Consider the following 13,958-nt stretch of genomic DNA (forward strand, 5'->3'; position numbering starts at 1 on the left):
AGTGATAAAATACAATCTTAGGATGAAAAGAGTTGAAAAATTAGTTGAACTTGCACAAAGCGGATTAATTGAAGCATTAGAATTGATAATTGAAAAGTATTATCCAATGGTCGTAAAAATATCATCAAAATATTATGCTCCATGGGCAGAATTTGAAGACATAATCCAAAATGGTCTTATCGGACTTATCAAAGCCGTTTTTTACTTTGACTTTGAAAAAAGTTCTTTTAATTCCTTTGCATGGAGAAGCATAGAAAGCGAAATTAAAACTTTTATAACATATCTAAATAGAAGAAAAAATAAAATCCTTTCAGAATCATCGAGCATAGATAGTCTAAATGAAGCAGAGGGATCAGAACAAGCAGATTATTCACTAGAAGATAAGAACTCAAGTGTTATAAAAAACGCATTCATTCAAATAATAAAAGAAAAAATCATGAACTATCTCAAAGATATAGAAATAGATATTTTTGAAATGTGGTTGGAAGGCTACACATACAAAGAAATCGAAAAAAAGCTAAACATAAATTTAAAAAAAATAGATAACACTGTACAAAAAATTAAAAGGATCGGAAAAACAAAAATTGACAAATTCATACTGGATCAAATTTTCTCTAATTAACCCTCATTCCCCCCTAAATATAGACATTTCATAAAATTATTTTCACAACTAATAAAAAAATAAAGAGACCGGAAAATAACCGGTCTTATCTGGTGGAGGCGGCGGGAATCGAACCCGCGTCCGAAAGCAGAACCCTCCGAGCTTCTCCGAGCGCAGTCCGTGTTTTTTATTCGGAGCCAAGATGCCCACGGACAGGCTTCTTGACTCCTATCCTCCCTCTAATTTCGCGGCTTTGAGTGGAAGGAAGACTCAAAGCCACTAGACCGGTTATGTCACGCCCTATCCAGAACCCCGGTCAAATCCTGGTAGGACGGCAGCTTTTTAAATTAAGCTGCTAATGCTAATTCTTCATTGGCATTTATCTTTTCCCCGTGCTTTTTTACGAGAAGCACGGAAAACTCGGCTCGCTTCTCGGAGGATTCCACCCCCGTCGAAACCAGTTCGCCCCCTCAATATGGGACCTTAAACGTAATTTTTTGTTCAAAAAAAGGTCCCATTCTGGGGACCTGGTGCCGAGGGCGGGACTTGAACCCGCACGGGCTATACGCCCACATGGCCCTCAACCATGCGTGTCTGCCTATTCCACCACCTCGGCTCACAATTCCTATTATATCATTAAACATTAATTCCGTCAACATTATTTTATGATTTTTTCGCGTGTGTTCTTCACACAATTCATAAAATTTTACCAATCACTTTAAAAAAAATAAATATATCTCAAATACTTTCAAAAAATATATTAAAACAAAAAATCAAAAATTTTTTCTAAAATATTCTAACTAAAATAATAAAAAACAAAAATGGGGTATAAAAAATCCATTTCCATCCTTTTCAGAAAAAATATCTTTCCAACTACATGGGGAAAGAAGGTGCCAATTTACATAAAATGGAAAAATCCAAATAGTTTTTTGACTTCCATACAAGCAAAAAAAACACAGAAAAAGACACAAAAGATAAAAAAAGGCAATTGAAAATTGAATTTACTAGCCAATATGAAACTAATCAGCTACCCAAATGTTAAAAAATGTTCTATAAATCACAACTATCATTTTACAACCCTTGGTCAAAATTTAGGAGTTGTTGGAGTAAATAGTGAATATACCTAAGCTCATAAAAAGTAAAAGAAAAAGCATAAATTGAAAAACTTTTTTCTGAAATATTGTTTATTAATAACGCATGTCTTGGTTAATATTAGCAATATAAACAATACCATTAAATATGAATTATATAAACCAGCACTCCTATTCCAAAAAACACAAAACCGTAAAAGTGGAATTTTAACAGGAATGATTTTGTTCTTCCATATTTCATTTTGTAAAGCCTGTACGTTATCAGGTTTGCGATAGAACTGATCAAAGTTCCACATCCCCCAACATTTACACCCCATAACAACGCTTTCCAATCTTTGGTAAAATCTGCAAAAAGTAATGCACTAGGAACATTACTCACTACTTGACTTCCCAACGCTGAGAAAAAAAATACTTCAAGTGATCCGTTAAGTTCGAATTTTAAAATATGCATTAGATTGTCCGTAAAACCAAAAAATGCGAAGAACGTAGCTAACAAGAGATAATCAACCATTAAACTTCTTCTATCATACAAAATAGCATAGAGAACAGGCACTCCTCCAACTTCTATAGGCAAAATCTTTAATACAGAAAGGGCAAATAACAGAAAAGAAATCAAATAAACATACGCCTTGGTACTATGTTTTTTTATCTCCAATGCTTTACTTCTCTTTGCTCTACATTTTCCCACAAAGCTGAACAGCAGTATCACAATAAGTGTTATACCGCTGAACGGTGCGATAGTTTTAACAAACTCCAGAGGATGAAGATTGTAATAGTAATAAATGAATATGTTCTGAGGGTTTCCAAAAGGTGTAAGTGAAGATGCGACGTTGGCTGTAATAGTTTCTAAAACTACAATAAGTTCCTTCCTTTCAATTTTCATTGATAAGGTTAGAGGTATCACTACAAAAAGTGCAACATCATTCGTTACAAACATAGAAAGCAGCGCTGCAAAAAATATCAATTTCTGTGGCAAATAACGTTTCTGCGAAAGTTTTAAAGAAACATTGTGAAAAAAACCACTCTTTTCAAGACCTTTGACCATCACGAGAAATACAAAAAGAACGTAAAGGACCTTGAAATCGGCAAGATTGTACATTGGAAAACGCTTCAGCCAGAGACTTGTCACGACCAATCCCGAAAGAGTAAGTATAAAAAACCACTCATCCAACAAGTTTGATACAAATATCTTTATGTTCATACATCGCCTCCATTATCCATCCGTTACCATACACCTCTTCCAGTAAACCACAAAACTACTTTTCTTCATCCCTCTTTCCCATTACAGATTTTGAAAAAGATAGTTAGATCCTCCTATCAAATTGTCGAAATGGCAGAAAAGACCATAATCTCGAATAAATACAAGAAATCCCAAAGAATTTTCATCTCTTTCAGGAAAGAGTATCTTTCCAACTCTTATGTTCTTCAACCCGCATGAATACTTTTATTTCAACTCATTTTTTCCGTACCTATTCCCACCCTATCATTTTTTTGCAAAATGTCCCTCTTTTTTCTTTCACTTTCCATTTATTTATGCGGTTCCCAGACCTTTTTTCGGTTTTCATTTATTCATACGGTTTCACAAAATTCTTAATTCAGACCAAATAAATATGGATTAAATATTATTTGCTATTGTGTTATTGTTTTGTTTTCATCTATGCATCCACATAATTATATAATACTTCTTACTTTTTTCAAGTTTTTTACACTTAATATTCTTGGATTCTATAATTAAAATTCTTTCTTTAATTTTCTTATTAGATATGATAAAACAACCACATCTAAAAGTCATGTTCATTTATAAAACTTTATTTAACTTTGCCATTTCTAATGCTACCATAGCAGCCTCAAATCCTTTATTTCCCAGTTTTGCCCCAGATCTATTTATTGCTTGTTCTAAAGTATCCGCAGTTATTATACCAAATGATATTGGTACTTTTCCTTCCAAGTTTAATTGCATCACTGCCTTTGAAATTTCATTTGCCACAACATCAAAATGATACGTTTCACCCCTTATTATTGCCCCCAAAGCTATTATTGCATCATAATTCTTGTTAATCATTTTTTTTAACACAAATCCTATTTCCATACTACCTGGTACCTTTATGATATCAATATTATTTACTCCATGCCTTTTTAAACAATCTAGTGCACCTTCCAATAACATTTTGGTGATTTGTGAATTAAATCTTGAAACAACTACACCAATTTTTAATCCCTCACATCTTTCAAAATTACCTTCAATCATACTTTCTCTCCTTTCAATTTTATTTTATGACCCATTTTATTAACCTTAGTTTTCAAATATTTTTCATTGTATTTATTTATATTCCCATAAATTGAAACCGTTTCAACTTTAATACCATATTTTTCCAACTCAATCTCTTTTCTTGGGTTATTAGTAAGCAACTTTATCCTCTTTACACCAAGTTTTTCCAAAATTAAATATGCTATGTAATAATCTCTTTCATCTTCTCTAAAACCTAAAATTAAATTGGCATCAACTGTATCAAAACCTCTATCTTGTAATTCATAAGATTTAATTTTATTGTTTAATCCTATACCTCTTCCTTCTTGCCTTAAATAAATTAAAATTCCGCCATTTTTTGAAATTATCTTCAAAGATTTTTCAAGTTGATCACCACAATCACACCTAAGTGAATGAAAAATATCTCCTGTTGCACATTCAGAATGAATCCTAACAAATGGAATATCAAAAAATGGTCTTTTTACAATTGCAACGTGTTCTTTTTTATCATAATTGTTTTTAAAAGTATAAATTTCAAAATTTTCATCAAATTTTGTGGGAAGTTTTACTTTAGTTTCAATTTGGAATACTTCTTTGTTATATTCTTTGTATAAATCTTTAATATCTACAATTTCTAAATTGTACTTCTTTGAAAATGCCATAATATATTTAAAATCGTGTGAATTTCCATCATTATTAAGCATTTCTATTATTACCCCATATGGTGAAAAACCCAATTTCTTTGATAAAAATGTAGCAGCTTCAGTGTGTCCCCATCTTTCTTCCTTTGCACCAAGTAAAAACACATGCCCGGGATAAAAAAAGTGTGAAACATCAACCCCCTCACTTACTTTTTTTATTGTCCTACACCTCTCAACAGCAGAAATACCCGTTCCTTTTCCATAATCAACTGGTATAAAAAAATTAGTTTTTGCTCCATTATTTGGTAGTCTAAAAAAACCTTTACTTAATAAATTTTCTTCATCTGTGGCAAGGCAAAGTAATCCCCTACCTTCTTTTAAGAAAAAATTTATTACCTTCTCATCACATACTTGCGCTGGAATAAATAAATCCCCCTCTAATTCCCTTTCACTATCAATTAATATGAATGGTTTCAATTCTCTCCCCTCCCATATCTTGCAAAAATATCTATTTCATAGTTTACAAACTCACCAACTCTTAAATATTTTAAATTTGTATTTTCAAAAGTATGGTATATTACTTGTACTTCAAAAACATCTAAACTTACATTTGAAATAGTTAAACTTACACCATTTAAAGCTATTGACCCCTTTCTTACAATTGCATACTTTTCTTTTGGAAGAGAAAAATACATATAAATACTTGAATTTTTCCTAATGCTTTTCACAAATCTTATCATTCCATCAACATGTCCCAACACAAAATGACCATTCACCCTATCACCAATTTTTAATGCGCGCTCAATATTTAAATATCTTGAAAAGGAAATATTTGTAACTTTTTTAGTTTCGTCTCCTATATCAAAATAATATTTATTTCCAACACTTTTTTTGACAGTCAAACAAGCGCCATTAACACTTACACTTTCACCAATCTTACATTCAAATGGTAATTCTATCTCAATAACACTTTCTTTAAATATAAATCTATCAGTACAAAATTCGACAATTCCACTAAACATTTCTTACTACCTCCAAATAAATTTCATTGTTTAATTTTAAAACCTTTCTAATATTAAAAGCACTTTTCTCATCAACAAATTTTTTCACACCTTTAAACGGTGAAAGCCCATTTCCAAAAAATTTTGTGGAATAAAATAGATGCATTTCATCCACATAATCAAAAAATTGAGATAAAACATCTGCTCCACCTTCAATTAAAACTGAATCAATTCCCAAACTGTACAACCTTTTTAAAATACTTTCTGGATCTGTTTCAGGGTAACATTCCATTTTATTTATACAATTTTTCGAAAAAACTATGGTCCTTGCGGTTTCATCATATATATTAAGTTCTTTTCCAAAGGTAATTCCATTTTTATCTAATACAACTCTTACAGGGTTTCTCCCTCCATTTCTACAAGTTAATCTAGGGTTATCCTTTAATACTGTATTAGCCCCAACCATAATACTTGAGAAAAAATTTCTCAAAGAATGCGAAATTTCAAAATTTTCTTTTGTAATCCACTTTGAATTTCCCAAAGAATCTGTTATAAACCCATCTAAAGTCATTGCTACCTTTAAAGCAACATACGGAATTTTTTGAGTAATATACTTTAAAAAAACCCTATTAAGATATCTTGCTTCATCTTTAAGAAGCCCAATATGTACTTCTATACCGTTTTCCCTCAATTTTTTTACACCTTTTCCATTAACTAGTGGATTTGGATCAAGGATGGAAATATAAACCTTTGAAATTCCAGAAGAAATTATTAAATCAGTACATGGAGGTGTTTTTCCATGGTGGGAACAAGGTTCAAGGTTAACGTATAATTCACTATTCCTAAGACCCTCTTTCGCATTTAAAATGGCATTTCTTTCCGCATGAAAACCTCCGTATTTTTCATGATAACCCGTACTTATAACTTTCCCATTTTTTACAATTACCGCACCTACTAGTGGATTTGGTGAAACTCTTCCAATACCTTTCTTTGCAAGCTCAATGGCAAGCTTCATGTATTCTTCCAAGAAAAATCCCTCCTTTACTAGGAGGGAGAGGTAAATGCATACTATTGCATTGTCCTCTCCCATCCGGACTTTAACCGTCGGCTCCGGAATTTCACCGGATCAACCCTTAACGGGCTCGCGGGCTTTCACCGCCGGTCGGGACTCTCACCCTGCCCCGAGGACTCTAAATATATTATACAACAAATTACTTAGAATTCAAATTTATTTACTTGTTCTCTTAAGCTTAATACTTCATTGGACAATACTTTTATACTTTCTAAAAGTTCTTTTGCTATATCCAAACTCTTATTTGCTACATTGTACACATCATCTGATTTTCTTTCCACATCTTGTGTTTGTTTTAAAATTTCAGTTGCAGCACTATTCATTTCTTCAACTGACGCATTTTGTTCCTGTGAATGTGCTGCAAGTACATCTACAACGGAAGATAATTTGTTAAACGACTCAAAAATATCATTAAAGACCTTAGAAAGTTGCTTCATACTCTCTTGAGATACATTAAACTCCTTATTCATTTCTTCTGTCTCTACATTTATTCCATTTGTTTTTTTATCTAAATTTTTAATTGTTTCAGAAATAGTATTTGTTGCTTCTTTAGTTTCTTCGGCTAATTTTCTAATTTCATCTGCAACAACGGCAAATCCCTTCCCTGCTTCCCCGGCACGGGCTGCTTCAATGGCGGCATTTAGCGCAAGTAAATTTGTTTGTTCTGCAATCTCTCTAATTGTTATTACTATCTTTTCTATATCTTTTGTTAAGTTAAGAAAATCTTCTATCTTTGTGTTTAACATTTTATATCTTTTCACAACACTTTCATTGATATTCTTTACTTTATCTAAACTTTCAACACCCATTTTAGAATTTTCTACCAACTTATTGTTAATCTCCAATGTTTCAGAAGCCGTACTATTCAATACAGTCGCTTGATTTGCTAACTCCTCCAAACTTGCGGTAATTTCCTGAACCGCCGCACTTATCTTTTCAACTGAAACCTTTTGTATCCTCGCACTTTTCTCTGTATTTTTAATAAAATCCAACAATTTTTCAAATCCATCACTTGCAGACCCTGAAACTTCACTTGATTTTTCAGAAGCATTGTTAACATCAACCAATATTTCTTTTAATCCTCTAATCATATTAGACAACTGCAATGATATATCTTTAAACTCATCATTCGAATTGATATTAAACCTGTAATTAAGTTTACCTTTCGAATAATATCTCATAGCATCCTTTATAATATCAACAGGCTTTAAAATAATTTTATTTAAAACATACAAAAACACGGCAAGTAATATATTCAAGATAATACTAATAGTTGAAACCCTCCAACTATTTTGGCTTGTGAGAACTCCTTTAAAATACAAATATCTAATCATAATAGGTCCAATCCACAGTGAAACAGAAAGAACTGAAATTAAAACTTTCGTAGAAATACCTATTTTAAATTTATCAAAATTTTCCTTAATTTCTTCAAAATTTAAAACTCTTGAATACAACAACAAAAACAAAGCAACAATATTAACATTAATTGCTATTGCCCCACTTAATCTTAACGCTAAAGCCTCAGAAGGAAGCTCTCTAATCTTCTCTGCAAATAATCCAACAAATGTTGCTGCTAAAAAGTTAACTAAAAACAAAACAATAGATGAAAATACGGGAATATTAAATTTTGCATTTTTAGCATTCCAGTAAACTAAGAATACTGTTGGAAAACCAAAAATTACAAGTGAAATCAAATAACCTGTAAGAAAAATCGATACAGGATAATTTCTAAGCCCAGAAAAAACATAGTAAGAAAACATCAAAAAAGGAAAATCAAGCACCAACAAAATAAAAAGGGTTAAATTTGCAACTTTTCTTTCCATTTTTTCACCCTCTTAGATAGATTTTTTTATTTTATTTTAACAATTTACAAAAATTCTTAAGTTGCTTTTGTATAAAAAAGAAAATCACAGAAATGTAACAATATATTTTACACTTGTTTTTTTAATGCAAGTTCTAATGTCTTCCAAGAAAGCAAAAAGCATTTTATTCTCATAGGATAGTTTCTTATATCTTCAAGTTCTTTTACAATCCCCAATTTTTCTTTTTCAAAATCTTCACCTTTTACCATCGCATAGACATTTTTCAAAATATCTAATGCTTCATCTTTATCTTTTCCAATTACACTTTCAAGCATTATATTTGCCGATGCCTGGCTTATTGCACAACCTATACCTTCAAATTTTCCATCAACAATCTTTCCATTTTCAAACTTTAGATAAAGTGTTATTTCATCACCACAAGATAAATTTTTTCCTTCCTCTACAACATCGGCATCTTTAAGCTTTCCTTTGTATTTTTTTAATTTAGAATAATCCATAATAAGTTCAGAATACATCAAACCACTCCTTTATCTTATTGATTGCCATCGCCAATATATCAATTTCTTCTAGAGTGTTGTATGCATAAAAGCTTGCCCTACAAGTACTATTTGGAAATACATCTAAACAACTTTGAGTCTTTAATATTTTCATAAGTGGTTGTGCACAATGGTGGCCACTTCTAACTGCTATACCAAATTTTTCATCTAACAAATGTGCAACATCATGCGGATGTACACCGTTAATATTAAAGCTTACAATTCCCAACTGATTTTCATTTAATGGTCCGTATAATTCTACATCTTTTATCTTACTTAACTTTTCAATTGCATATTGCGTTAATTTTTTTATGTGCTCTTCTAAATTCTCAAAACCAACACCTTCTAAATACTCCAAAGCAAATAATAATCCAGCAATTCCCCCAATATTTGGAGTTCCCGCTTCAAATTTGTATGGAAGCACATTAAACGTTACATTATCTAATCCCACTTTATCAATCATTTCACCACCGTATAAAAATGGTTCCATCTTTTCTAAAAATCCCTTTTTTCCCCACAAAACCCCAACACCACTTGGTCCCAACATTTTATGGGCTGAAAAGGCCAAAAAATCTATACCTAACTTTTTAACATCTATTTTTTTGTGAGGAATGTACTGAGCACCATCTACCAACAATATTGCATTTGGAAATTTTTCCCTAATTTTTTCTATATCTATAACCTGTCCTGTGACATTTGATTGGAAAGTTACAGCAATTATTTTTGGTTCTTTTTTTACATTAAAATCTTCAATCTTTAACTCGCCAAATCTTCCCGTTGGAGCGACCACATCTACATGAAAGTTGTGTAATTTTGAAAGTCTAATCCAAGGCACAAAATTTGCATGATGTTCGACCAGAGTAACCAACACACTATCACTACTACTTAACATACCTGATCTTACAAAACTTTCTACAACAAGATTTATAGACATTGTAGTTCCAGAAGTAAATATTATTTCCTCTTCTCTTGCGTTAAGAAACTTTGCAAGCTTTTCTCTCGTATACTCTAGCATCTGAGTTGACTCAGATGCTAAAGTATGTACCGCTCTATGAACATTTGCATAATTGTTTAAATAAAAATTTGATAACCTTTCAATAACAAGTTTTGGTTTCAAAGTGCTTGCAGCACTATCAAAGTAAATTAGTTTATTTCCATTTATTTTTCTATCCAAAGCAGGAAAATCATCCCGTATACTCCTCGAGAGCATCTTTTACCAGCCCCTCCACACTGAAATTAGATAACTCATTTATAAGTGTTTCAAAGATACCATTTAAAATATACTTTTTCGCCTCTTTCTCGCTAAATCCCCTACTCATTAAATAAAAAACAGCCATTTCATCTAGCGGCGAAGAACTTGCAGCATGTGAAGCCGTAACTTCATTTTCGTCTACTAACAAGCTTGGAATTGCCTCCATTTTTGAATTCTTTGAAAGAAGGATACACTTTTCAGATTCTTCTGCTTCACTATTTTTGGCACCTTTTTTCAAATCAAGTATACCACGAAAGACAACTTTTGCATTATCCATTAAAGCTCCTTCAGCATTTACAGAACCTTTATTCTCCATACCAACAAATCTTAAAAGATACAACAAATCAAATATTGCATTATTTTTACCCAAAAAGTAAGGTTTTACTTCTACATTTGCCTTTTCACCATTCATCTTTATTCCTAAATATCCAGCAACTTTTCCTGAACCAATATATATGTCCCTAACAACCACACTTGAATTATTTCCCGTCCAAATAAACATGTTATCCACACTAAAAGACAATTTTTGAGTAACATGTATATTGTACAAAGTAAGACTTGCTCCATCATTTACAATAAACCTTGCCGTGTTGTTAGAAAATTTATCCGTATTAATTATTCTAACAAGGCTAAATTTTCCATCTATATTATAAACATCGTTTGTAATTTCATTATTATATTCCTTTTTCAATTCAAGTTTGTCATTTACCGTTAAATAATCTCCTTTTGAAGAAAACACATCTGAAAGAAGCACAAACTTTCTGTGTGTTCCCTCAAAATCACTTACATTTATATCAAAATTCACATCTTTAAAATAATCTACGTACTTATACTCTGGCAAATTTACCCTATTGAGTTTTAACCTTCTCCATTTTGGAAAACCAATTTTCTTATATTCTCTGTATTTATTCTCTATATACCTTCTCAAATATTCATTGTCAATATTTTTCAATACCGCGGATATATCTTTATAATCTTCGTTGAAAAATTCCTCTGGTTTTGATACAACGGTAATTTCATCTTTTAAAATTAATTCTAATGTTTTTTCCATATATAACACCTCACCCTATAGATGATTCTATTTCCATTTCTATTAACCTATTTAACTCGACTGCATACTCAAATGGCAAACTACTTACAATAGGTTCAATAAATCCCTTGACTATCATGCTCTTTGCCTCTGTTTCACTTAATCCCCTAGACATTAGATAAAAAATTTGTTCATCTTTTATTCTACCTATCCTTGCTTCATGCCCTATATCCGCATCATTGTTGTAAACCTCAATAATCGGAACTGTATCACTCTTTGAATTATTATCAAGCATCAGAGCTGTACATTGTACGTGTGACTTACTCTTCCTTGCATCTTTTGCAACCCTTAAAAGACCTCTATAAAACGCCCAGCCACCACCTACGCTAATACTTCTTGCATCAATGGTAGAGCTTGTATACGGTGCAAGGTGAACTACTTTCGAACCAGTATCCATGTGTTGCCCTGGGCCTGCATAGGTAATACCTAAACTTTCTGCTTTTGCACCTTTTCCTTTTAAAATAGTCATAGGATATAGCATTGTCTTCATACTACCTAAAGATCCAGAAACCCAAGACATAACTCCATCTTCTTCTACAATTGAGCGTTTTGTATTTAAGTTATAAGTATTTTTACTCCAATTTTGTATTGTCATATACTTAACCTTTGCATGTTTTTTTACATAAATTTCCACCATACCCGTATGCAAATTAATTACGTTATATCTTGGTGCAGAACAACCTTCTATAAAGGTAACTTCAGAACCTTCATCTGCAACAATTATTGTATGCTCAAGCTGGCTCATCCCTGGATTACTCATGAGAAAATATGCCTGAAGAGGCATAGGTACTTTTACTCCTTTTGGAACATACAAAAATGTTCCACCACTCCAAATAGCACCGTGCAATGCCGCAAATTTATGATCATGTGCTGGGACTAGTTTCATAAAATATTCTTTTACAAGATCAGGATACTTTTTTACAGCACTTTCCATATCGAGAAAAATAATACCCAAACCTTCCAACTCTTTCTTTATATTCTGATACACTATTTCAGAATCAAATTGGGCTCCCACACCAGCAAAATATTTTCTTTCAGCTTCTGGAATACCCAACTTATCAAATGCCTTTTTAATTTCTTCTGGAACTTCATCCCAAGTTGTATTTTTAGAAGCTTTAGGTTTTATATAAGGAATTATCTTATTCAAATCAAGTCTTGAAATATCCACACCAAACCTAGGATTATGCCATTTTTGAAAAATCTCCAACGACCTTAATCTATGTTCTCTCATCCATTTTGGTTCTTCCTTAATATCTGAAATTTCCTCAATTATCTCAGAAGTTAATCCGGGTAAACTTACATATTCTGGTTCAATCTCGGCAATATAGTTAAACTTTTCTTCATTACTCTTCATATCAAACATAATTTCACCCCACTATTGTTGTATAACCTTTTTTCTCAATCTCGTCTGCCAAAGAAAAGTTTCCACTTCTCACTATCTGTCCATTTGTGTATACGTGCACCCTATCTACATCTAAATAATTTAAAATTCTCTTGTAATGTGTAATGATTAATACACTTGTCCCCATTTTTCTAATTTTATTTATTTGAGAAGCAACTATCCTTAATGCATCCACATCAAGTCCAGAATCAATTTCATCTAAGATTAAAAGCCTTGGTTTTAAAAATCTTGCCTGTAAAATCTCTCCCTTTTTCTTTTCACCACCAGAAAATCCCACATTCAAAAACCTATTTAAAAAATTATCAGATACCACAAGCTCGCTTAAAATAGATTGTATTCTTTCATTTAAAACTTTGTATGACTCGCTATCACCGTGAATTTTTCTATAAGCTGTTAAAAGGAAATTGTTAAATTTTACCCCATCAATTTCATATGGGTTTTGAAAAGTCATAAAAATACCCTTTTTAGCACGTTCATCTGTTGTAAGATCTTTAATACTTTCACCATCAAAGAGTATATCTCCTTTATCTACTTTATATTTTGGATTTCCCATAATAACATTTGCAAGTGTAGACTTTCCCGAACCGTTTGGCCCCATTATAGCGTGTAACTCTCCAGTAGAAATCTCAAGATTTACACCATTTAATATCTTTACATCTTCATCTCTAACAGATACGTGTAAATTTTTAACCTCTAATATTTTTTTCATAAGTATATACCTCCTTAATTAGTCTTTCCTAATTAAAGTATAACATATTAATTTTTTTAGGTCAACAAAAAAATAAAGAAACATCAAAAACACCTAAATTATTTAAAAATTTTTTACATTCCATAAAACTTAAAGCAAGGAGGGAATCCGCATGAAACTAACCGGAAAAATTCTTATATTAATAACAACATTAGTTCTAGGAAGTTTTTTAGTATTAACACTTATAACAAATAAAACTGTGAGTAAATCCTTAATTCAAAGTTATGACGAAAAATTAACAGCTGTAGTTAAAAAAACAAATTTTGTCCTTAGTAAATATTTTGAATCAATTCATATAACATCATACAATTTGTCAGTTATGAATTTAGAACCTTTCATACGTATTAAAAAAGTCTATTAATTAAAACAACTTCACATCTAACTTTTTTTATTCCTTTTACAATAACATCTTGAAGTTTAGTACAAATAAAAGTCTCCAAGTAATTGTTGAAA

General features: G+C 31.6%; 13 protein-coding genes, 1 tRNA gene, 1 other RNA gene and 1 riboswitch. Of the genes, 2 read left to right on the top strand and 13 right to left on the bottom strand.

The window, feature by feature from the left end:
- Position 1: 1 nt before the first annotated feature.
- Positions 2-622, top strand: a complete 621-nt coding sequence (locus Y592_RS01335) for a sigma-70 family RNA polymerase sigma factor (RefSeq protein ID WP_075665283.1) — start codon at positions 2-4, stop codon at positions 620-622.
- Between the two features lie 90 nt (positions 623-712).
- Here the strand turns inward: Y592_RS01335 and ssrA are convergent.
- The 13 genes from ssrA to sufC all read right to left on the bottom strand — a co-directional run bounded on the left by ssrA (position 713) and on the right by sufC (position 13,466).
- Positions 713-1,071, bottom strand: a transfer-messenger RNA (tmRNA) gene (gene ssrA, locus Y592_RS01340).
- 58 nt (positions 1,072-1,129) lie between these two features.
- A tRNA-Leu gene (locus Y592_RS01345) sits at positions 1,130-1,217 on the bottom strand.
- 617 nt (positions 1,218-1,834) lie between these two features.
- Positions 1,835-2,893, bottom strand: coding sequence for an SLC13 family permease (locus Y592_RS01350; protein ID WP_075665284.1), 1,059 nt, complete (start codon positions 2,891-2,893; stop codon positions 1,835-1,837).
- Between the two features lie 597 nt (positions 2,894-3,490).
- Positions 3,491-3,940, bottom strand: a complete 450-nt coding sequence (gene ribH / locus Y592_RS01355) for a 6,7-dimethyl-8-ribityllumazine synthase (RefSeq protein WP_075665285.1) — start codon at positions 3,938-3,940, stop codon at positions 3,491-3,493.
- Positions 3,937-5,058, bottom strand: coding sequence for a bifunctional 3,4-dihydroxy-2-butanone-4-phosphate synthase/GTP cyclohydrolase II (locus Y592_RS01360; RefSeq protein ID WP_077287121.1), 1,122 nt, complete (start codon positions 5,056-5,058; stop codon positions 3,937-3,939). Before Y592_RS01360 ends, ribH begins: the two co-directional genes overlap by 4 nt.
- Positions 5,055-5,603, bottom strand: coding sequence for a riboflavin synthase (locus Y592_RS01365; RefSeq protein ID WP_075665287.1), 549 nt, complete (start codon positions 5,601-5,603; stop codon positions 5,055-5,057). The genes Y592_RS01360 and Y592_RS01365 overlap by 4 nt, the downstream gene beginning before the upstream one ends.
- A complete protein-coding gene (ribD, locus tag Y592_RS01370; protein WP_077287133.1) occupies positions 5,596-6,609 on the bottom strand; it encodes a bifunctional diaminohydroxyphosphoribosylaminopyrimidine deaminase/5-amino-6-(5-phosphoribosylamino)uracil reductase RibD in 1,014 nt (337 codons plus the stop codon). The genes Y592_RS01365 and ribD overlap by 8 nt, the downstream gene beginning before the upstream one ends.
- Positions 6,610-6,656: 47 nt before the next feature.
- Positions 6,657-6,775, bottom strand: a riboswitch (FMN riboswitch).
- Positions 6,776-6,797: 22 nt separating this feature from the next.
- Positions 6,798-8,477: a methyl-accepting chemotaxis protein gene (locus Y592_RS01375; RefSeq protein ID WP_075665288.1), complete on the bottom strand. Its 1,680-nt coding sequence runs from the start codon at positions 8,475-8,477 to the stop codon at positions 6,798-6,800.
- A 107-nt stretch (positions 8,478-8,584) separates the two neighbouring features.
- Complete coding sequence (sufU, locus tag Y592_RS01380; RefSeq protein WP_075665289.1) at positions 8,585-8,992, bottom strand: Fe-S cluster assembly sulfur transfer protein SufU; 408 nt, start codon at positions 8,990-8,992, stop codon at positions 8,585-8,587.
- On the bottom strand, positions 8,982-10,223 hold the full coding sequence (locus tag Y592_RS01385; protein ID WP_075665290.1) for a SufS family cysteine desulfurase: 1,242 nt from the start codon (positions 10,221-10,223) through the stop codon (positions 8,982-8,984). Before Y592_RS01385 ends, sufU begins: the two co-directional genes overlap by 11 nt.
- On the bottom strand, positions 10,198-11,316 hold the full coding sequence (locus Y592_RS01390) for a SufD family Fe-S cluster assembly protein (RefSeq protein ID WP_075665291.1): 1,119 nt from the start codon (positions 11,314-11,316) through the stop codon (positions 10,198-10,200). The genes Y592_RS01385 and Y592_RS01390 overlap by 26 nt, the downstream gene beginning before the upstream one ends.
- Positions 11,317-11,326: 10 nt before the next feature.
- Positions 11,327-12,709 (bottom strand): Fe-S cluster assembly protein SufB, encoded by a 1,383-nt coding sequence (sufB, locus tag Y592_RS01395; RefSeq protein ID WP_369799921.1) that lies wholly within the window; start codon positions 12,707-12,709, stop codon positions 11,327-11,329.
- Positions 12,710-12,722: 13 nt separating this feature from the next.
- On the bottom strand, positions 12,723-13,466 hold the full coding sequence (gene sufC, locus Y592_RS01400; RefSeq protein WP_088368834.1) for a Fe-S cluster assembly ATPase SufC: 744 nt from the start codon (positions 13,464-13,466) through the stop codon (positions 12,723-12,725).
- A gap of 151 nt (positions 13,467-13,617) precedes the next feature.
- On the opposite strand from sufC, the gene Y592_RS01405 reads away from it, so the two are divergent.
- A complete protein-coding gene (locus tag Y592_RS01405; protein WP_075665293.1) occupies positions 13,618-13,866 on the top strand; it encodes a hypothetical protein in 249 nt (82 codons plus the stop codon).
- Positions 13,867-13,958: the final 92 nt, after the last annotated feature.

Origin of the sequence: Thermosipho sp. 1070 (assembly GCF_001682135.1) — a bacterium.
In the GTDB taxonomy this organism is placed as follows: Bacteria; Thermotogota; Thermotogae; order Thermotogales; family Fervidobacteriaceae; genus Thermosipho; species Thermosipho affectus.

Excerpts from the sequence above, each read along its gene's own strand:
- Y592_RS01350 (WP_075665284.1), bottom strand. The coding sequence starts at position 2,893 with ATGAACATAAAGATATTTGTATCAAACTTGTTGGATGAGTGGTTTTTT.
- ribH (WP_075665285.1), bottom strand. The coding sequence starts at position 3,940 with ATGATTGAAGGTAATTTTGAAAGATGTGAGGGATTAAAAATTGGTGTA.
- Y592_RS01365 (WP_075665287.1), bottom strand. The coding sequence starts at position 5,603 with ATGTTTAGTGGAATTGTCGAATTTTGTACTGATAGATTTATATTTAAA.
- Y592_RS01375 (WP_075665288.1), bottom strand. The coding sequence starts at position 8,477 with ATGGAAAGAAAAGTTGCAAATTTAACCCTTTTTATTTTGTTGGTGCTT.
- sufU (WP_075665289.1), bottom strand. The coding sequence starts at position 8,992 with ATGTATTCTGAACTTATTATGGATTATTCTAAATTAAAAAAATACAAA.
- Y592_RS01385 (WP_075665290.1), bottom strand. The coding sequence starts at position 10,223 with ATGCTCTCGAGGAGTATACGGGATGATTTTCCTGCTTTGGATAGAAAA.
- Y592_RS01390 (WP_075665291.1), bottom strand. The coding sequence starts at position 11,316 with ATGGAAAAAACATTAGAATTAATTTTAAAAGATGAAATTACCGTTGTA.
- sufB (WP_369799921.1), bottom strand. The coding sequence starts at position 12,709 with ATGAAGAGTAATGAAGAAAAGTTTAACTATATTGCCGAGATTGAACCA.
- sufC (WP_088368834.1), bottom strand. The coding sequence starts at position 13,466 with ATGAAAAAAATATTAGAGGTTAAAAATTTACACGTATCTGTTAGAGAT.
- Y592_RS01405 (WP_075665293.1), top strand. The coding sequence starts at position 13,618 with ATGAAACTAACCGGAAAAATTCTTATATTAATAACAACATTAGTTCTA.